This window comes from Micromonospora sp. NPDC051924 (assembly GCF_055586005.1).
Genome location: NZ_JBVJJA010000045.1, coordinates 1 through 17,391, shown reverse-complemented (window position 1 = coordinate 17,391; position 17,391 = coordinate 1). Strand labels below are relative to the sequence as shown.

Sequence of the window (17,391 nt, the reverse complement as noted above, 5' to 3'; positions counted from 1 at the left end):
CGTCAAGCGGACCTTGACGCAGGTCCGGACGCTGGCGGGTCGGGCGGTGGTCTGCTCGGCTTGCCCGGGTCGATAGCAGGCGGGATGGCCTACCGCAACCACCCACGGACCGCGACCCGCCGACGGCGCCCCGGCCATCCTGGAGCCGGAGCGCCTCCGCCGGAGGCGCCCTTACCGCAACCCCGCGACCGCCGGCAGCTCGCCGACGCAGCCGGCGTCCGCTCCCCTACGCCGCGGGGGTCATGGCCGCGCGGCCCGGCCGGCTGCCGGCCCACGACCTCACCCGTCAACGGCCTGTCGTTCTGCGGCGGCCCTCTGGGCCCTCCGCGGTCCGCGCCAGCCGACGGGCACAGGCGGGCCGGAGCGCAGCGACAGCGGAGCGCAGGCCCGCGCCCAGGCGGCGGCGCGTGCGGCCCGTCAAGGGCCGCCTTGATCGATGTAAGGAAAGTTCTCCCACTCGGCCGGCGGCCGGCCGGGCCTCGCCCTGTAAAGATGACGGCATGGACCGCTTCGAGGGCCGGTGCTGGCTGGACTGGTGGGCGAACTCCTCCACCCTGCTCGGCAGCGTCGAGGTGGCCGTCGTAATTGCCGCCGTCACCGGCGGCTGTAAGGCCGACGGTCGCCTGGTCAGCGAGAGCGACGATGACCGAGAGGCTTTTGCATTCCTGTGCGAACTCGACCCCGTCTTCACGCTGCGATTCGAAGACGAGAACGTAGTCGCCGTGACCGTTCATCCCACGGATGAGCATCGCCGCTTCAGCCTCACCGAATACACCGGTCCGGTCCAGCGATCGGTCGTCAACCGCATCGCTCTGTAGGCAGCGCCGAACCTGATTGGCTCGACAGCAGTTTCACGGCACGTTGACGTGTCGGTACCCGGTGCTACTCTGACCCTCGTCGAGCACACCAGCGCGGCCTTCCTGCCGAACCGCTGGACTCGATGTCAGAGATGCCGAGCGGCCTTCTGCCGCTGATGCGGGCCACGTCCCGCCGGCTCTCGATCGCACCGGCTCTCATGCCGTCCGAATCCGCTGAGCGGCCCAGCATGGTCTTCCCTGCCGTCCACGATGGCCTCGGATTCGCACACCTCCACGGGTGGGGGCAGCCTGCGGCAACCCGCCGGATGCCGACATCCCAGGCTCCCCACCCGTGTCGGCCCATTCGCCAGGTCCACGAGCGTGAAAGGACATGACCGATCGGCGGGAAGTGGCGACCACGATTCCGCCCTCCGGCGTCAGCCGCCCTCTCGGCGGTGCCAGGAGACCCGACGAACACCACCAGCGGACACCCGTCCACGGCTGGTGGTGCTTCGTCTCCCGTCCCTGCCACCCCCGGAAGAGGAGACAGTCGTGTCCACCATCCCGCTCACCATCCACCCGCTCGGTCTCGCCGTCGGCCGGGACGCCCAGGTCCTGCGCCGCGCCGCCATGCCGGAGTTCTCCGGCTGGTTGGAGCACACCCGCCCGGCGGGCGGCTGTGCTCGCCCGATCCGCCTCACCGGCACGATCGCCGCCGTCGACCGAGGCACCGGCCGTATCACCGGCCAGCTGCACACCGACGAGCTGCCCGACCGGACGCTCTACAAGGCGTGCGGCAACCGCCGCGAATCGGTGTGCCCGGACTGCGCCTGGGTCTACCGGGGCGACGCTTACCAAGTCGTCTGTCGCGGGCTGACCGGCGGAAAGGGCGTCCCCGACTCGGTCGGCCGGCATCCGGTCGTCTTCGCCACCTTCACCGCCCCGTCCTTCGGCCCGGTCCACCGCCGCCACGTCGCCCGCCACACCTGCCGCAACCGGCGACGCTGCGACTGCCGGCCCGCGCCCTGCCGCGCCCGCAGCAACGCCGGCACCTGCCCGCACGGGCAGTCCGCGGCGTGCTTCGCCCGCCACGACGCCGACGATCCGCGGCTCGGCCGGCCGTTGTGCCTGGACTGCTACGACCACGCCCACCAGGTCGTCTGGAACTACTTCTCCGGTGAGCTGTGGCGGCGCACCAAGCAGGCCGCCGACCGCTATCTCGCCGCGCTCTGCCGCCAACGCGGCATCCCAAAGGTCGGCATCGTCACCGCCTCCGGCAAGGTCCGCTGGGCCACCCGTGCGGGTGTCGCACGGAAAGGCCGCCGAGATGCAGCGCCGGGCAGCGGTGCACTTTCACGTCCTACTACGCCTCGACGGCGTCGACTCGGACGACCCGGACGCTCTCGTGCCGCCGCCGGCCGGCATCACCGTCGACGACCTGGAGGCCGCCGTCCACGACGCTGCTCGGCGGATCACCGTCACCACGCCCCCGCACCCGGACCAGCCGCAAGGCTGGCTGGTCGCCTGGGGAGAGCAGGTCGACGTCCGACTCATCAACAGCACGAGCGGCGAGCTGACCGACGGCAAGGTCGCCGCTTACCTCGCCAAGTACGCCACCAAGGCCACCGAAGCCACCGGGCACTCCTCCAACCGCCTCGCCCCGGCCACCATCGACGACTACGCCGACCCCGAAGGCGACCACACCGCCCGCCTCATCGACGCCTGCTGGCGCCTGGGCCGCCCCACCCACACCGACGCCGCCAACGGCGCCACAACCACCGACGACCGTCAAGACAGCCTTGACACCGAACCGCGCCCCTATGCAGGGCTGCGGCGCTGGGCGCACATGCTCGGCTTCGGCGGCCACTTCCTCACGAAAGCCCGCCGCTACTCCGTCACCTTCAACCTGCTCCGCGACAATCGCGCCACCTACCGGCGCACGGAAGCTGAAGAACCCGCAGACACGATCTGCGTCGGCACCCTGACCTACATCGGGTCGGGCTGGCTAACCGAAGGCGACGCCCTTCTCGCCAACACCGCCGCCCGGCAACGCCGCGAGAGCACACGTATCGGCCGGGAAGAACTCGCCCACGAAGCCTGGCTCACCGGAGCCGCCGCATGACCCACGACCTCCGCCCCCGCTGGTACTCGCCAGCCGAGGTCGCCGTGCTGCTCGGCTTCGGCATCTCCAAGGGCAAGATGAAGATCGCCACCGGCGAGCTGCGCTCCATCAAGGACGGCAAGTACCGGCGCATCCTCCCCGAATGGGTCGATGACTACATCCTCGAACAGGTCGAACGCCAGGAGGCCGCCTGATGCCCGGACGCGCACGAGCCAACGGCGAAGGCTCCATCTTTCCCTACCGCAACGGCTTCGCCGCCTACGTCTGGGTCACCAAGCGGGACGGCCGGCGCAACCGGAAATACGTCTACGGCAAGACGCGCGAGGCCGTCCACGAAAAGTGGATCAAGCTGCACCAGCAGGCGAAGCAGGGGCCGGTGGCGACGAGCGTCCCGACGGTGGGCAGCTTCCTCACGTGGTGGCTGGCCGAGATCATCCAGCCGAACCGGGCGCCGTTGACCTACGCGACCTACGAGACGTTCGTCCGCCGCTACATCGCCCCCGGCCTCGGGGCGAAGCGGCTCGACCGGCTCCAGTCGCGGGACGTGCAGACGTGGATCAACCAGATAGCTCGCACCTGCCAGTGCTGCGCCCAGGGCAAGGATGCCGCCCGGCCGAAGCACAAGCGGCGCTGCTGCGCGCTCGGCCGCTGCTGCCAGGCCGTCCCGTCGACACGCACGGTCAGCGACATCCGGGCCGCACTGCGGGCCGCCCTCACTCACGCACAGGCCGAAGACCTCATCGCCAAGAACCCGGCCGTGCCCGTCACCCTGGCCACGGTTCGCCGCCGGCGGGGCAAGTCATGGTCGAGCGACGAGGCCCGCAAGTTCCTTGAATCGGCCCGCGCCGACGAGGATCCGCTCTACGCCGCCTACGCCCTGGTCCTCGTCACAGGCCTGCGCAAGGGCGAGGCCCTGGGACTGAGGTGGGAGGACGTCGACCTCGACGCCGGAGAGCTGACCGTCGGCCGCCAGCTCCAACGCGTACGCGGGCAGCTCCTACACCGCGACACCAAGACACAGGCATCCGACGCCACCCTCCCACTGCCCGACATCTGCCTGACCGCCCTCAAGCTCAGACAGGAACAACGCGACGAGGCCCGAGCAACAGCCGGCAAGGCGTGGCACGAAACCGGATTTGCATTTACCACTCGCTATGGCACACCCATCGAGCCGCGCAACTTCCAACGGTCGTGGCAGACAAGGTGCGACAAGGCGAAGGTCAAGCTGATCACCGTCCACGACGCCAGGCGCACCTGCGCCACGCTGCTTGCCGATCTCGACGTCCATCCCAGAGTCGCCATGCAGGTGCTCCGGCACGCCCGCTTCTCCGTGACGATGGAGATCTATACCCAGGTATCGACCAAGGCGACCAGAGACGCCCTCAAACGCCTCGGCGATTCACTCGGCCGCTGACGCCGTTGCTGTACTTAGCTGCTGTACGGCAGCAGAAAGGCCACCTCCCGAACCCGGGAAGTGGCCTTTGACCTGCGTGGGCGATACTGGGATCGAACCAGTGACCTCTTCGGTGTGAACGAAGCGCTCTCCCGCTGAGCTAATCGCCCTCAGCGCCGATGACTCTACCTGATCCACTAGCCGGACCAAAAACCCGGGGGTCAGTGCGTCGCGAGGTAGTGCAGGACGCGGGCGACGAGGTCGATGCCGAGGCTGTACTTGAGCGACAGCCACACCACCACGGACACGAAGACCAGGCCGACGGCGCCGAGCAGGAAGCGCACGCCGAGTGACCGACTGGTCACCCATCGGGTCCAGGCCTGGACGTTGCGGCGGGTGAAGGCGAGCAGCCGGCGGGCCCAGTGGAACTCGACGGCCCAGACACCGAGGCCGGCGATGACCAGCAGCCACCCGGGTCCGGGCAGCGGGATGAGGGCGATACCGACGGTGACGATGAGCGCGCCGAGGACGCCGATGAAGATCTTGAGGGCGACCCGGCCGGTGGGGTTGGCCCGGATCAGCTCGAGGGTGGTGTGCAACCGCCCCCGCCAACCGCTGCGGCGCCGCTCCAGGAGAGCACCCCGGGAACCGCGTTCGACTGGCACCTCGTACCCCCGCCTTTCGGCTGTTCGGGCCGCTCCTTTCGGTGGGTCGGCCGTGGTCACGAAGGGTTCCTCAGTGGAGCCGAGGACCATTTCCACCCCCAGTGTCGCCCGGGACCGTCACCCCTGCTGAGGACTGGACGTTACCGGAGTAAGTCGACGACTGAACCACCCGTTGCCGGGCGGGATCACGGACTGGGCGAAGCGGAAATCCTACAAGAATTTTCACATTCTCGAAGGCGTTCCGAACCCCTTCCCACCACTGGGTGAAGTCAGCGTATGGCGGAGCGTAGCCAGGAGTAGCACCTGAGTATGGGAAAAGCGGGACACGCGCGTTCCGCAGCGGTGCCGGGGGGAGAACGTCCATGAGTGTCATCCGACCGACGACCGTAGAGGTCGAGACGTCGCTAAGGCTCGTCGCGCCTGACGCCACCGCCTTGCCGGTGCGTGCCAGTCTGCGTTACGACCCTGCTGACCCGTATGCGGTCCATGTCCTGTTCCATGCCGAATCTGCCGGCGGAGAGGCGGTGAGCTGGTCGTTCGCCCGCGAACTGCTGGTCACCGGGCTCGACGAGCCGGCCGGCATCGGCGACGTCCGGGTGTGGCCCTGGGCCACCCCACGCGGGGACTTCGTCGCCCTCGCGCTGTCGTCCCCGGACGGCAACGCCCTCTTCGAGGTCCCGCGCAGCGTTCTCGTGCGCTTCCTGCGCCGGACCTACGTCGTCGTCCCGCGCGGCCGCGAGGCCGAGCACCTGGACGTCGACACGGCGGTGAACCGGCTGCTCGCCGGCCGCTGACGACGCACCCCGGGGCCGCGCGGATCTGCCGAGTCCGCGCGGCCCCGGGCCGTCATCGGGTACGACGTCAGCCGCGCGTCGTGATCCCACCGTCGACCGGGATCACCGCTCCGGTCAGGTACGCCCCGGCCCGCGACGACAGGTAGATCGCGGTCCCCGCCATGTCCTCGGGACGGCCGATCCGGCCCAGCGGCACCTGCTGCTCGATGGCGGCCCGGGACGCCGGGTCGTCCAGCGCGAAGGCCATCATCTTGCTCTCGAACGGCCCCGGCGCGATCGCGTTGACCGTGATCTGCTCGCCGGCTAGCTGGTGGGCGAGGCTGCGGGTGAGCATGTGCACGGCGGCCTTGGTGGCGGAGTAGGCGTACACCTCCATCCACGGCACCCGGAGCCCGTCGATCGAGCCGATGTTGATCACGCGGGCCGGGTCGTCGGCGGTGGCTGCCGCGCGCAGCGCCGGCAGCAGGCCGGTGGTGAGCCGGAAGACGGCCTTGACGTTGACCGCCCAGAGCTTGTCGAAGGCGCCCTCCGGGTACGACTCCAGCGGCGCGCCCCAGGTGGCGCCGGCGTTGTTCACCAGCACGTCCAGCCGGTCCCCGGTGCGCTCGCGCACGGCCGCGGCCAGCCCCAGCGCGCCCTCGTCGTGGCTCAGGTCGGCGGGGATCGCCTCGCACGAGCCCTCGGCGGCCAGCTCCCTGGCCACGGTCTCGCAGACGTCGGCCTTCCGCGAGGAGATGATGACCTTCGCGCCGGCCTGCACGAAGCCCCGGGCGATCATCAGCCCGATCCCTCGTGACCCACCGGTGACCAGGACCGTCTTGCCTTCGACCGAGAACAGATCCGTCATGCCCATCCCATCGCGAGTCGGCGGTGGTCGCGGGTCGGTCCGGCGGTCCGGCGACCCTGACGCTACCGCCCGGTAACCTAACCGTCCCGCGTCCGGGGCGACAAGACCCGGCGCGACCGGCGGAAACGTCGAGATGCAAGATGCACCGCCGCCGGTTAACGTCGGGACGATGGTCACTACCGGACAGCTCACCCCGGCCAGCCGTACCGACCTGCCTCCCGCCCGGCCCGGTGCCGACGAGATCGTCACCGGAGCTCTCGCCGAGCTCGGGCCCGAGCCCGGCTGGCCCCGCCCGGTCCTGCTCGCCGCCGAGCTGCTGATCCTGGTCACCGGCGGTCACGGCACCGCCGAGCTGGACTTCCGGGCGCTGCCCTGCCGCCCCGGCACCCTGCTGCGAGTCCGCCCCGGCCAGGCGCTGCGCTGCCTCGGCCCCCACCTAGACGCGACGGTGGTGCGCTGGGGAGCCGGGACGCTGCGCGGGCTGGACGTCGACCCGGACGCGGTGCCGGCGTACCGGCAGCTCGCCGGCGAGGACGAGGACGCGGTGATCAGCGAGGTGACCCAGCTGGCGGTGGACGCCGACCGGCACGCCGGGGTACCCGCCGCCGCAGCGCTGCTGCGTCACCAGCTCGCCGTGCTGCTGCTGCGGCTGAGCCTGCTCCCGGTCGCCGAGGACCAGCCGGCGCACCGCGCGGAGGCGGAGACCTTCCGCCGGCTCTGCCGCGAGGTGGAACGCGACTACCGGCACACCCGCCGGGTGGAGGACTACGCCGCCCGGATCGGCTGCTCGGTGCGTACGCTCACCCGCGCCTGCCTGGCGGTGACCGGCCGCAGCGCCAAGCAGGTGATCGACGAGCGGGTGGCGTTGCAGGCGTGCCGGCTGCTCGCCGCCACCGACGAGCCGATCTCCCGGATCGGCCGCCGGCTGGGCTTCCCCGAGCCGACCAACTTCGGCCGCTTCTTCACCCGCGAGGTCGGGGTGAGCCCCGGCGCCTTCCGGGCCGCCCGGGAGCGGCCGATCCCGGTCCGCGTGGTGCGCCCCCGTCCGCCCGCCGACTCCCCCGCCCGACCCGGCCGGGCATGATGGCAGCGTGCAGATCTCCGCGCGCGGCGACTACGCGGTTCGGGCCGCACTGAGCCTGGCCCAGGCGTACCCCCGCCTGCTGTCCACCCAGGCCATCGCGACGGAGCAGGACATGCCCCGCAAGTTCCTGGAGGCCGTGCTGGCGGACCTGCGCCGGGCCGGGATCGTCCGGGCGCAGCGCGGCGCGGAGGGCGGCTACACCCTGGCCCGGCCGCCGCGCGAGCTCACCGTAGGGCAGATCCTGCGGGCCGTCGACGGCCCGCTGGCCGGGGTACGCGGGCTGCGCCCCGAGGAGACCAGCTACGCGGGCGCGGCGGAGAACCTGCCCCGGCTGTGGGTGGCGGTGCGCGCCTCGGTCCGTCGGGTGGTCGACGAGGTGAGCCTCGCCGAGCTGGTCAGCGGCCGGCTCCCCGCCCACGTCCGCAAGCTGACCGCCCTCCCCGACGCCTGGGAACCCCGCTGACGCCTAGCCCGGCCACCCGGGCTCGACACCGTCCATCGCAGACCCGGACCGGTTTCGCGGGACACCGTTTCGGGCATGTTCGATGCCGCAGAGGCAGGGAGAGACGAGAGGAGCCCCACGATGGGCATCGTGTTCCGCAAGCGGCAGAAGTTCGGCCCGCTGATCCTGAACTTCACCGAGAACGGCTTCTCCTCCTGGAGCGTCAAGATCGGCAAGTGGTCGTGGAACTCCCGCACCCGCGCCCACCGCGTGGACCTGCCGGGGCCGCTGTCCTGGAAGCAGGACAAGTCCCGGGCGTGATGTCCCGAGGTCGAGCGGGGTGCCGGTGAATCACCGGCACCCCGCTCGGCGTCCGGCTTGGCCGTTCCGCCGACACCGGGGGCGCGACCCAGGACAATCGCCGCATGGCCAACGAGTCCTTCCGGCGGGAGCGGCGGCGCGCCGCGGTGGCCATCGCCCTGCTGCTGGTCGCCTACTTCGCCGTTCCCGTGGAGCCGGACCCGAACGGGCTGCGGCTCGCCCTGCGCTCGGTCGCCACCCTGGTCCTGGTGATTGTGGTGGCGTTCCTGGTCACCGGCCAGGTCCGCCGCCAGCTCGCCCTCGAACAACCGACCGGCGACGCGGAGACCCGGGCGCTGATCCGGCTCGCCGTCGCGCTGATCGCCGGCCTGCTGGTCTTCGCGCTCGCGGACTACGTCGTGGCGAACACCCGCCCCGGCGAGTTCAGTGGCCTGCGAACCCGGATCGACGCGCTCTACTTCGCCCTGACCACCCTGACCACGGTCGGCTACGGCGACGTGCACGCCCAGGGGCAGGTCGCCCGGGTGGTGGTCTGCGTACAGATGATCTTCAGCATCGGGGTGATCGCGACCGGGGCGTCCATCGTGGTCAAGCAGATGACCCAGCGCCCCCGGCCGGAGCGGCGCTGACCACCACGTCGCCGCCGAGCCGGCCGTGCTCGGGCTCCCGGGTCACCGCCCCGGCGGCGAGCAGCGAGGCCAGCGCCCGGTTCGCGTCGGCGGCCCGGTAGACCGTCGAGGTGGCTGCGAAGCGGCGCAGCTCGGCAACCGTACGCGGGCCGGAGCGGGTGAGCTCGGCGAGCAGCTCCCGGCGCAGCGGGCCAGGGTCCGGGTCGAGGCTGATGTCGAGCAGCCGCCCCGCCGGGTCGGCCGGATCGCGGTAGCGGACGCCGGCGTACTCGTCGACCGCCCAGAGCGCGTCCTTGAGCGCTTCGAGACCCTTGTCGGAGGCGGTGGCGTAGCCCAGCAGCCGGGCCGGCCCACCGTCCGCGGGGACCAGCTCGACCTCGGTGACCAGCGGGAACCCGGCAGCGGTCAGGGCCGGCCGGACGGGTCGCCCCGGCGCGGTGACCAGCAGCAGCTCGGCCGGCCGGCCGGCGGCCACGGCGGCCAGCAGGGCCGGGTCGGGATCGCCGCCGTCGACCACGGCCAGCAACGGGGCGCCGGCCGCGCCGGCGGCCTTGAGCGCCACCGGCAGCCGGTCCGGGTGGCCGGGCACCACGTGCACCGCCACCTCCGCCGGCAGGGCGGCCTCGGCCGCGCCGAGCCGGGCCGGCAGCTCCGCGCCGCCCTCGGCGAGCACCAGCACGGTCAGCCGCCGGCCGCGCAGCCGGTCGGCGAACTCGGCCACCACCCGCAACGCGGCCTCCGCGCCGCCGGTGTCGCTCCCGGCGTACGCGAGGGCCAGGGTGGCCCGGCGGGAGCGGTGCATCGCTCCCGGCAGCCAGTGGTCGAGCTGCCGGACGAGCAGCTCGCGCAGGACGGCTTCGGTCGACATGGTGCCGTTCTACCGCACCGGCGCCCCGGCCCGCGCGGCGGTGGGTCAGGCGGGGATGGAGATGCCCACCCCGCCGCGGGTCTGGCCGCCGTAGCGCTGCCGCTCCCGGTCGAGGTCGAGCCGGCCGATCCGCTTGCGGGCCGCGAGGGCGTCGTCGTCGAGCAGGTCGGCGGGGACGATCCAGACGATCTCGAATTCGAGGCCGTCCGGGTCCTGGCCGTAGAGGCTCTTGGTGGTGCCGTGGTCGGAGGCGCCGACCAGGGCGCCGGCGGCGGAGAGCCGCTCGGCGGTGGCGGCCAACTCGTCCAGTGTGTCGAGCTCCCAGGCCAGGTGGTAGAGGCCGACGGTGGCCCGGCCGGCCGGGGACGGACCGGCGGCGGCGCCGATCTCGAACAGGCCGAGGTCGTGGTCGTTGGTGGAGTCGGGCGCCTGGAGGAAGGCGGCGCCCCGGAACCCGTCCGGCGTCATCGACACCGGGCGGAAGCCCAGCACGTCGCGGTAGAAGGCGACGCTGCGCTCGAGGTTGCGGACGTAGAGCACGGCGTGGTTGAGGCGGTGGATTCCCATGCCACCGACGGTACCCCGATTTGGTTGAGCGTTCAACAACCTCGGCTATGATGGTCGTCATGACCCGGTGGCTGGACCCCGACGAACAGCGGACCTGGCGCGCCTTCCTCGCCGCCAGCCGGGCGCTGATGGACACCCTCGACCGCGAGCTGCAACGCGACGCGGGGATGCCGCACGCCTACTACGAGATCCTGGTCCGGCTCTCCGAGGCCCCCGAGCGCCGGCTGCGGATGAGCGAACTGGCCGAGGCCACCGGCTCCTCGCGCAGCCGGCTCTCGCACGCCGTCGCCCGCCTCGAGGCGGCCGGCTGGGTCCACCGGCAGGACTGCCCCACCGACCGGCGGGGCCAGATCGCCGTGCTCACCGACGCCGGCTTCGCCACCCTCGCCGCCGCCGCGCCCGGCCACGTCGAGGGGGTACGCCGGCACCTCTTCGACGCCCTGAGCCCGGCCCAGGTGGACCAGCTCCGGCGGATCAGCGAGACCCTCGCCGACCACCTGACCGGATCCTGACCAAACTGATCCACTCCAGGGGTTGTACTTACCGTCGTCGGATGAGCACGATGGGACGTGTCCTCCGGCTTCGGTGAACTGACTGTCCAGGCGCACCACCTGGTGTCCGAGGGCGACCTCGCCGGTGCCCAGCGGCTGCTCGCCGACGCGCTGACCGACGCCGATCCGCGTCCCGCCAACGCCTCCCCCGAGCTGGCCGACGCCGCCGGCCTGCAGGCCCGGGTGCTGATCGCCCTCGGCGAGCCGCACTCGGCGCGCGGCTGGGCCGCCTTCGCGTACGCGGCGGCCACCCGGCTGTACGGCCAGTCGGACGAGCGCACCGTGACCGCCGCCGCCACCCTCGCCGCCGTGCTGCACCGGGTGGGCAGCGACGCCCGGGCCGCCCGGCTCTACTCCGACGTCATCATCGAACTGACCGCCCACGACGGCCCGGAGTCGCAGCGGGTGCTGGCCGCGCACGCCGACCTGGCCACCGTGGAGTACGCCCGGGGCCAGTGCGAGGTCGCCCGGGACCACCTCCAGGACGCCTGGGAGCTGCACCGGGAGGTGTACGGCGACGGCCACCCCAGCGGGATCAAGATGCTGGCCAAGCTCGGCGCGATGGAACGCGACTGCGGCCGGTACGCCGAGTCCCACGAGCACCTGACCCTCGCCGAGGAGCTGTGCTCGCTGCACCTGGCCCCCGACGACCCGCTCGCCGCGCAGGTGGCCGCGCTGGCCCGGGCGGCCGCCGACCCGGACCACGTCTGCGTCGCGCCGGATCCACCGGCCCGCGAGACGCCGGTGGTGCCCGGCGCCCGGATCCCCCCGGCCGCCGAGGGGCCGCCGGAGCCGCTGCTCCCCCAGCCGCCGGACACCGAGCCGCCGCCGGAGCAGCTGCTCTACTACCCGCCGGACCGTGCCGAGCCGGCCGAGGCGGCGCACGTGCCCACCCCGCGTACGCCGCCGGACGCCGACGACGACCTCGCCGGGGCGACGGACGACTGGTGGCCGCCGGAGGAGCCGCCCCTCGACGACCGGGCCGCCGCGGAGTGCGCGCTGCCACCGACCGTGGTCGGCCTGACCGGGGACGAGCCGGCCGGGGTACGCCGCGTGCCCGGGGCCACCGAACCCGAGCCGCCGTCGCCCTACCTGCCGGTGCACGTGCCCCGCGCGCCCGCGCCCGAACGCCGGGCCACGCCCTGGCTGCCGCTGGTGGTGGCCGGGGTGATCGTGGCCCTGCTGCTCGGCACGATCGCGGTGGTGGCCGGGGTGTCCCGGGTGGACCGCTCCCGCGGCAACCCGACGCCGGCCCGCACCACCGCCGGCGCGTCGCCGAGCGGCACCCCCGCCGCGCCCACCGGCACGCCGGTGGCCACTCCCGCCGCCCCGGGCACCCCGCCCGGACGGGTCCGGCTCACCGACCGGCGGGACAGCATCGTGCTGAGCTGGACGTACCCGGCCGGCGCGGAGGGGCCGGTCGTGATCGCCGGGGGCCGCTCGCGGGACACCCAGCACACCTTCGAGGAGCTGCCGGCCGGCAGCGACAGCTACATCGCGTACGGGCTGAACCGCAGCCAGGACTACTGCTTCACCGTCGCGGTGGTCTGGTCCACCGACACCGTCGCCCGGGCCGCCCCCGTCTGCACCCGGCGGGGCTGATCCCGCACCGGCCGGTGCGGTTACCTTTCCCCGTGCGAATGCGGACCGAGGGTAAGTGGCCCGACGGGCTCAGGCGTGTAAGAGACGTGGGACGTGAGCACGCACAATTCGCAGAGTTCTACCAGGTCCATCGTGCCGCCTGCCTGAAGGCAGTGGTGGCAGCCACGGGCGATCGCCTGGGCGCTGAAGATCTGGTGGCAGAGGCCTTCACCAGGGCCTGGATGTCCTGGCGAAAGGTCAGCCGACACCCGGCCCCACAGGCATGGGTGGTGCGCACCGCCCTGAACCTGAGGGTGTCGGCGTGGCGGCGACGCCGTCGCGAGGTCGCCCTGGCGGACGGGCATGACGTGGCGGTTGCCCCGGACGTCGGAGGAGTGGACGCGACGCTGATGGCGGCGCTGCGGGGCCTGCCCGTCCGCCAGCGCGAGGTGATCGCGTTGCGGGCTTTCCTGGACCTGGACACCCGGACCACCGCTCAGGTGCTCGGCATCGCTGCGGGAACCGTCACCGCTCACCCTGTCCCGGGCCGTCGCGACGCTGCGCGGCCAACTCGTACCTGCCGAGACCATGGAGATCAAGCAGTGAGAGACCAAGACGTACTGCGGGTCGTGTCGGACGGCCTGTCCAGCCTGGACCTGGACCGGCCGGCCGAGGAGATCATCGCCTCGGGCAACACACGGCGCCGGCGGCGGTTGGCCGCGGTGTCCGGGGCCGGGATGGCGCTCGCCGCCGGGCTGGCCGTGGCCGTACCGCTCGCCGGCTCGGGACCCGCCGCGCCGCCGACCGCGGAGCGGCCGGCCAGCATGGCCCCGGCAAACCTGGCCGCATTCTCGGTGGTCGGCAACCCCAACGGCACGGTGACCCTCACGCTGTCGCTGAAGCGGCTCGCCGACCCGGACGCGGTCCGCGAGGCGCTGTCCGGAGCCGGCGTGCCGGCGGAGGTCAGGGTCGGCTCGGTCTGCTACTCCGTGCCTCCCCCGGGGCACCTGGAGCGGGTCTTCTCCGACAGGATGGAGGACGGGAAACTGCTCCTGGTGATCACCCCGTCGGGCATCCCGAAGGGCGCCGTGGTGAGCATCGGGTACAAGGACTCCGACGGCCCGGTGCAGTTCGGTATTGCGTGGAAGAACAAGCTGATCTGCCCCCACCTGTAGCCATCCCGCACTTCACGTCCATGACAACACGCCTGCCGCGGGCCGACGCCGCACTGCTGGCGACGTCGGCCCGCGACCGTTGGTGGCCTCCGCTCTAGTCCGCCTCGGGCTCGGCCAGCGCCGGCAGCCGTACGCTCACCCGCAGCCCGGACCCGACGCCGGCCCCGGCGTCGGCGAGCTCGACGCGGCCGCCGGCCCGGCGGACCAGCTCCCGCACGATGGCCAGACCCAGCCCCGCGCCGCCGTCGTCCCGCGCCCGCGCGTCGTCCAGCCGGGTGAACCGCTCGAAGACCCGCTCCCGGTCGGCCGCCGGGATCCCCGGCCCGTCGTCGGTCACCGTCACCACGTGGTACGCCCGCTCCCCCGGCCCGGCCAGCCGCGAACCGGGCACCGGCCCGTCCGGGTCCGGTCCGGTCACCGCGAGCAGCACCTCGCCGCGGGCGTGCCGCAGCGCGTTGTCCACCAGGTTGACCAGCACCCGGCGCAGCTCGGCCGGGTCGCCCTCGGTCCACACCGGCCCGGCCGGCGGCACGAGCCGCAGCGGCGGGGACGGGTAGCGGTACGCCACGCCGCGCAGCAGCTCACCCAGCTCGACCGGGCCGACGGTACGCAACGGCGCGCCCGGCCGGCCCGGCTCCTCGTCGAGGCGGGCCAGCAGAAGCAGGTCGTCGACCAGCCGGCCGAGCCGTTCGGTGTCGGCGAGCAGGTCGTCCGCGACCGCCGGCCAGTCCGTCGCGTCGCCCAGCCGGCGGGCCACCTCCAGCTCGGTCCGCATGTTGGTCAGCGGGCTGCGCAGCTCGTGCGCGGCGTCGGCGACGAACGCCCGCTGCCGGGCCCGGGCGGCGGCCAACCGGTCCAGCATGTCGTTGAGGGTGACCGCCAGCCGGTGGATCTCGTCCCGGGCCCCCGGTACGGGCAGCCGGCCCGGCCCGGCCCGGTCGGTGATCTCGGCGGCGCCCCGGCGCAGCGCCTCCACCGGGCGCAGGGTCGCGCCGACCACCCGCCAGGCGACCACGGCCAGCCCGGTGACCAGCAGCGGGAAGCCCACCAGCAACAGGGTCCGGACCACGTGCAGGCTGTGCCGGACGTCGGTCATCGACTTGGCCACCAGCACGGTGAGCGGGTCGGCCGGGCTGCCCGCCGGCACCGTCACCACCCGCACCGGGCCGGTGAGCCCGACCCGCCGCCCGTCGACCACGAGGCGCTGGCGCTGCCCGGCGCGCAGCTGGTCGGAGCGGAGCATCGGCACCAGCCGGTCGGCGTCGATGGAGGCGGCCCGGATCCGGCCCTGCCCGTCCAGCACCTGCACCCGTAGCTGCCCGCCGGCCACCGGCAGTGGGTCCGGCAGGGCGTCGGAATCGGCCAGCAGCGCCACCGCGTCCGCGGTCCGCAACGCCTCGGCGTCGACCGAGCGTTGCAACGTCCAGCCGAGCGCGCCGAGCAGCAGGATGCCGCCGAGCGCCAGCCCGACGCTCAGCCCGGCCACCCCGATCACCAGCAGCCGGGCCCGCAGGCCGAGGCTGGGCAGCCTCCCGCGCCAGCCGGTCATGTGCCGAGCCGGTAGCCGGCGCCCCGGACCGTCTCCAGGCGGTCCCGGCCGATCTTGCGGCGCAGGTAGCCGACGTAGACCTCGACGGCGTTCGGGGCGGTGTCCAGGCTGGCGTCCCAGACGTGGTCCAGCAGCTCGGTCTTGGAGACCACCTCGCCGGCCCGGCGCATCAGGTAGTCGAGCAGCGCGTACTCGCGGGCGGTCAGGGCCACCTCGACGTCGGCCCGGGTCACCCGCCGCCGCGCCGGGTCCAGGCGCAGGTCGCCGACGGTGAGCACGGCCGGGCGTTGCGGCGCGCCCCGGCGCAGCAGCGCCCTGAGCCGGGCCAGCAGCACCACGTACGAGAAGGGCTTGGTGAGGTAGTCGTCGGCGCCGCAGTCCAGCCCGTCGGCCTGGTCGTACTCGCCGTCCTTGGCCGACAGCATGAGCACCGGCAGCCAGTGCTCCTCGGCGCGCAGCCGGCGCACCACCTCGTACCCGGAGAGGCCGGGCAGCATCACGTCGAGGATCATCGCGTCGTACTCGCCGTGCCGGGCGGCGTCCAGGCCGGCCGGGCCGGTGGACTCGACGTCCACCGCGAACCCCTCCGCCTGGAGACCCCGGCACAGCGCGGCCGCGAGCCGCGACTCGTCCTCCACCACCAGCAAACGCACCCGTCCAGGGTGCCACCAGGTGACACCCCCTAGGGATTCTCCTCAGCGCGCTCACAGCGGCCGGAATGCAGCATTACCGTCAGGAGGTGTACACCATGTCCGTACTGAAGAACCGAGCCGCGCTGCGCTGGCTGGTCCCGGTGACCGCGGGGGTCGTCGTGATCGGAGGCGGCGTCGCCGTCGGCACGTTCGCCGCCACCGCCGACCCGGCCCTGCCGCCGCGGACCGCCGCGCAGCTCTTGGAGGATCTGCGCACGTCCCGCCTCGACGGCCTCTCCGGCACCGTCGTGCAACGCGCCGACCTCGGGCTGCCGCCGCTGGCCAACCTGGCCGGCATGGCCGGCGGCGACGAGCTGACCAGCCTGGTCACCGGCACCCACACCCTGCGGGTCTGGTACGCGGGTCCGGACCGGCAGCGGCTGGCGCTGGTCGACACGCTCGGGGAGCGGGACGTGCTGCGCAACGGCCGCGACCTGTGGACGTGGAGCAGCCGCACCAACACCGCGTCGCACCGGACGCTGCCGACGGACGACGCGGACCTGTCCTCCGCGCCGGCCACCCCGGCCGACGCCGCCGACCGGGCCCTCGCGGCGATCGACCCGAGCACCGCGGTGACCGTCGGCCGCTCCGCCACCGTGGCCGGCCGGAGCGTCTACGAGCTGGTGCTCACCCCGCGCGACAAGGACTCCCTGGTGCACCAGGTGCGGATCGCGCTGGACGCGAAGGAGCACGTGCCGCTGCGGTTCGAGGTGCTCGCCGACGGCGCCGACGAGCCGGCCTTCGAGGTGGCCTTCACGCAGGTGGACTTCCGCGCCCCGGAGGCGGACCAGTTCCGGTTCAACCCGCCGGCCGGCGTGAAGGTGACCGAGGAGAAGGCCGGCGCGCCCGGCAAGGAGAAGGACCTGCCGACCGACCGGCGGCCGGACGGCTCGGACGTGCGTACGGTCGGGACCGGCTGGACCACGGTGCTGGTGGCGCCTCTCGACAAGGCCGGCCCGGGCGGCGGCGCCGACGCGACCGCGCTGCCGCGGGAGCCGGACCGGGGCGGGCCGGCGGCCGGGGCGGACCGCCCGGGCGCCGACGTGGCCGGGCTGCTGGACGCGCTGCCGAAGGTGAGCGGGGACTGGGGCAGCGGCCGGCTGCTCACCTCGAAGCTGTTCAGCGTGCTGCTCACCGACGACGGGCGGGTGCTGGCCGGGCTGGTCACCCCGGAGCGGCTCTACCAGGTGGCCAAGGGCTGAGCTGAGGAAGCGGGACCCGTCGGGGGGGGGGGGGGGGGGGGGGGGGGGGGGGGGGGGGGGGGGGGGGGGGGGGGGGGGGGGGGGGGGGGGGGGGGGGGGGGGGGGGGGGGGG

At 73.4% G+C, this 17,391-nt stretch carries 18 protein-coding genes, 1 tRNA gene and 2 pseudogenes; 14 read left to right on the top strand and 7 right to left on the bottom strand.

Annotated elements, in window-relative coordinates; all coding sequences use genetic code 11:
• Window positions 1–500: 500 nt before the first annotated feature.
• The 4 genes and pseudogenes from ACZ6S5_RS28190 to ACZ6S5_RS28175 all read left to right on the top strand — a co-directional run bounded on the left by ACZ6S5_RS28190 (window position 501) and on the right by ACZ6S5_RS28175 (window position 4,333).
• Entirely contained in the window at window positions 501–818 is a 318-nt protein-coding gene (locus ACZ6S5_RS28190; protein WP_466005196.1) for a hypothetical protein, read from the top strand.
• A 609-nt stretch (window positions 819–1,427) separates the two neighbouring features.
• Window positions 1,428–2,919 (top strand): annotated as a pseudogene (locus ACZ6S5_RS28185) (replication initiator).
• Window positions 2,916–3,113 carry a MerR family transcriptional regulator gene (locus tag ACZ6S5_RS28180; protein ID WP_466005195.1) on the top strand — a complete coding sequence of 66 codons (198 nt, stop codon included), beginning with the start codon at window positions 2,916–2,918 and terminating at the stop codon, window positions 3,111–3,113. Before ACZ6S5_RS28185 ends, ACZ6S5_RS28180 begins: the two are co-directional and overlap by 4 nt.
• Window positions 3,113–4,333, top strand: coding sequence for a tyrosine-type recombinase/integrase (locus ACZ6S5_RS28175; RefSeq protein ID WP_466005193.1), 1,221 nt, complete (start codon window positions 3,113–3,115; stop codon window positions 4,331–4,333). The genes ACZ6S5_RS28180 and ACZ6S5_RS28175 overlap by 1 nt, the downstream gene beginning before the upstream one ends.
• Window positions 4,334–4,410: 77 nt before the next feature.
• Here the strand turns inward: ACZ6S5_RS28175 and ACZ6S5_RS28170 are convergent.
• Window positions 4,411–4,482: transfer RNA gene (locus tag ACZ6S5_RS28170), tRNA-Val, on the bottom strand.
• A 51-nt stretch (window positions 4,483–4,533) separates the two neighbouring features.
• Window positions 4,534–5,067 (bottom strand): TIGR02611 family protein, encoded by a 534-nt coding sequence (locus ACZ6S5_RS28165; protein ID WP_466005249.1) that lies wholly within the window; start codon window positions 5,065–5,067, stop codon window positions 4,534–4,536.
• A gap of 272 nt (window positions 5,068–5,339) precedes the next feature.
• On the opposite strand from ACZ6S5_RS28165, the gene ACZ6S5_RS28160 reads away from it, so the two are divergent.
• Window positions 5,340–5,771 (top strand): SsgA family sporulation/cell division regulator, encoded by a 432-nt coding sequence (locus ACZ6S5_RS28160; protein WP_007457244.1) that lies wholly within the window; start codon window positions 5,340–5,342, stop codon window positions 5,769–5,771.
• Window positions 5,772–5,838: 67 nt separating this feature from the next.
• Here the strand turns inward: ACZ6S5_RS28160 and ACZ6S5_RS28155 are convergent, their stop codons facing one another.
• Window positions 5,839–6,618, bottom strand: coding sequence for an SDR family oxidoreductase (locus tag ACZ6S5_RS28155; RefSeq protein ID WP_466005192.1), 780 nt, complete (start codon window positions 6,616–6,618; stop codon window positions 5,839–5,841).
• A gap of 169 nt (window positions 6,619–6,787) precedes the next feature.
• On the opposite strand from ACZ6S5_RS28155, the gene ACZ6S5_RS28150 reads away from it, so the two are divergent.
• The 4 genes from ACZ6S5_RS28150 to ACZ6S5_RS28135 all read left to right on the top strand — a co-directional run bounded on the left by ACZ6S5_RS28150 (window position 6,788) and on the right by ACZ6S5_RS28135 (window position 9,094).
• Window positions 6,788–7,702, top strand: a complete 915-nt coding sequence (locus ACZ6S5_RS28150; RefSeq protein WP_466005190.1) for a helix-turn-helix transcriptional regulator — start codon at window positions 6,788–6,790, stop codon at window positions 7,700–7,702.
• Between the two features lie 7 nt (window positions 7,703–7,709).
• The gene (locus tag ACZ6S5_RS28145; protein ID WP_466005188.1) at window positions 7,710–8,165 is read left to right on the top strand and encodes an RrF2 family transcriptional regulator; all 456 of its coding nucleotides are present in this window, start codon (window positions 7,710–7,712) and stop codon (window positions 8,163–8,165) included.
• Between the two features lie 120 nt (window positions 8,166–8,285).
• Window positions 8,286–8,465: a DUF4236 domain-containing protein gene (locus ACZ6S5_RS28140; protein ID WP_466005186.1), complete on the top strand. Its 180-nt coding sequence runs from the start codon at window positions 8,286–8,288 to the stop codon at window positions 8,463–8,465.
• 104 nt (window positions 8,466–8,569) lie between these two features.
• Window positions 8,570–9,094, top strand: coding sequence for a potassium channel family protein (locus tag ACZ6S5_RS28135; protein ID WP_466005184.1), 525 nt, complete (start codon window positions 8,570–8,572; stop codon window positions 9,092–9,094).
• On the opposite strand, the gene ACZ6S5_RS28130 is transcribed toward ACZ6S5_RS28135, so the two are convergent.
• Both ACZ6S5_RS28130 and ACZ6S5_RS28125 read right to left on the bottom strand, forming a co-directional pair.
• On the bottom strand, window positions 9,054–9,962 hold the full coding sequence (locus ACZ6S5_RS28130) for a hypothetical protein (RefSeq protein WP_466005182.1): 909 nt from the start codon (window positions 9,960–9,962) through the stop codon (window positions 9,054–9,056). The two genes, ACZ6S5_RS28135 and ACZ6S5_RS28130, sit on opposite strands and share 41 nt — an antisense overlap.
• A gap of 45 nt (window positions 9,963–10,007) precedes the next feature.
• Window positions 10,008–10,529 (bottom strand): VOC family protein, encoded by a 522-nt coding sequence (locus ACZ6S5_RS28125; RefSeq protein WP_466005180.1) that lies wholly within the window; start codon window positions 10,527–10,529, stop codon window positions 10,008–10,010.
• 50 nt (window positions 10,530–10,579) lie between these two features.
• Here ACZ6S5_RS28125 and ACZ6S5_RS28120 point away from each other — a divergent pair, with 50 nt between their 5' ends.
• From ACZ6S5_RS28120 to ACZ6S5_RS28105, 4 genes and pseudogenes are all read left to right on the top strand, one after another.
• The gene (locus ACZ6S5_RS28120; protein WP_466005178.1) at window positions 10,580–11,041 is read left to right on the top strand and encodes a MarR family winged helix-turn-helix transcriptional regulator; all 462 of its coding nucleotides are present in this window, start codon (window positions 10,580–10,582) and stop codon (window positions 11,039–11,041) included.
• A 57-nt stretch (window positions 11,042–11,098) separates the two neighbouring features.
• A complete protein-coding gene (locus tag ACZ6S5_RS28115) occupies window positions 11,099–12,682 on the top strand; it encodes a tetratricopeptide repeat protein (protein ID WP_466005176.1) in 1,584 nt (527 codons plus the stop codon).
• Between the two features lie 38 nt (window positions 12,683–12,720).
• A pseudogene (locus tag ACZ6S5_RS28110) lies at window positions 12,721–13,134 on the top strand (sigma factor); the annotation flags it as partial.
• A gap of 129 nt (window positions 13,135–13,263) precedes the next feature.
• Window positions 13,264–13,836 carry a hypothetical protein gene (locus tag ACZ6S5_RS28105; RefSeq protein WP_466005255.1) on the top strand — a complete coding sequence of 191 codons (573 nt, stop codon included), beginning with the start codon at window positions 13,264–13,266 and terminating at the stop codon, window positions 13,834–13,836.
• Window positions 13,837–13,930: 94 nt separating this feature from the next.
• Here ACZ6S5_RS28105 and ACZ6S5_RS28100 read toward each other — a convergent pair whose 3' ends face one another.
• Window positions 13,931–15,334, bottom strand: a complete 1,404-nt coding sequence (locus tag ACZ6S5_RS28100) for a HAMP domain-containing sensor histidine kinase (RefSeq protein WP_466005247.1) — start codon at window positions 15,332–15,334, stop codon at window positions 13,931–13,933.
• Between the two features lie 47 nt (window positions 15,335–15,381).
• Window positions 15,382–16,038 carry a response regulator transcription factor gene (locus ACZ6S5_RS28095; RefSeq protein ID WP_466005174.1) on the bottom strand — a complete coding sequence of 219 codons (657 nt, stop codon included), beginning with the start codon at window positions 16,036–16,038 and terminating at the stop codon, window positions 15,382–15,384.
• 95 nt (window positions 16,039–16,133) lie between these two features.
• Here ACZ6S5_RS28095 and ACZ6S5_RS28090 point away from each other — a divergent pair, with 95 nt between their 5' ends.
• Complete coding sequence (locus ACZ6S5_RS28090) at window positions 16,134–17,279, top strand: LolA family protein (protein ID WP_466005172.1); 1,146 nt, start codon at window positions 16,134–16,136, stop codon at window positions 17,277–17,279.
• Window positions 17,280–17,391 lie beyond the last annotated feature (112 nt).

What these genes read in the sequence shown, in the direction of transcription:
- ACZ6S5_RS28190 (WP_466005196.1), top strand. Translation starts at nt 501, where the DNA reads ATGGACCGCTTCGAGGGCCGGTGCTGGCTGGACTGGTGGGCGAACTCC.
- ACZ6S5_RS28180 (WP_466005195.1), top strand. Translation starts at nt 2,916, where the DNA reads ATGACCCACGACCTCCGCCCCCGCTGGTACTCGCCAGCCGAGGTCGCC.
- ACZ6S5_RS28175 (WP_466005193.1), top strand. Translation starts at nt 3,113, where the DNA reads ATGCCCGGACGCGCACGAGCCAACGGCGAAGGCTCCATCTTTCCCTAC.
- ACZ6S5_RS28165 (WP_466005249.1), bottom strand. Translation starts at nt 5,067, where the DNA reads ATGGTCCTCGGCTCCACTGAGGAACCCTTCGTGACCACGGCCGACCCA.
- ACZ6S5_RS28160 (WP_007457244.1), top strand. Translation starts at nt 5,340, where the DNA reads ATGAGTGTCATCCGACCGACGACCGTAGAGGTCGAGACGTCGCTAAGG.
- ACZ6S5_RS28155 (WP_466005192.1), bottom strand. Translation starts at nt 6,618, where the DNA reads ATGACGGATCTGTTCTCGGTCGAAGGCAAGACGGTCCTGGTCACCGGT.
- ACZ6S5_RS28150 (WP_466005190.1), top strand. Translation starts at nt 6,788, where the DNA reads ATGGTCACTACCGGACAGCTCACCCCGGCCAGCCGTACCGACCTGCCT.
- ACZ6S5_RS28140 (WP_466005186.1), top strand. Translation starts at nt 8,286, where the DNA reads ATGGGCATCGTGTTCCGCAAGCGGCAGAAGTTCGGCCCGCTGATCCTG.
- ACZ6S5_RS28135 (WP_466005184.1), top strand. Translation starts at nt 8,570, where the DNA reads ATGGCCAACGAGTCCTTCCGGCGGGAGCGGCGGCGCGCCGCGGTGGCC.
- ACZ6S5_RS28130 (WP_466005182.1), bottom strand. Translation starts at nt 9,962, where the DNA reads ATGTCGACCGAAGCCGTCCTGCGCGAGCTGCTCGTCCGGCAGCTCGAC.
- ACZ6S5_RS28125 (WP_466005180.1), bottom strand. Translation starts at nt 10,529, where the DNA reads ATGGGAATCCACCGCCTCAACCACGCCGTGCTCTACGTCCGCAACCTC.
- ACZ6S5_RS28120 (WP_466005178.1), top strand. Translation starts at nt 10,580, where the DNA reads ATGGTCGTCATGACCCGGTGGCTGGACCCCGACGAACAGCGGACCTGG.
- ACZ6S5_RS28090 (WP_466005172.1), top strand. Translation starts at nt 16,134, where the DNA reads ATGTCCGTACTGAAGAACCGAGCCGCGCTGCGCTGGCTGGTCCCGGTG.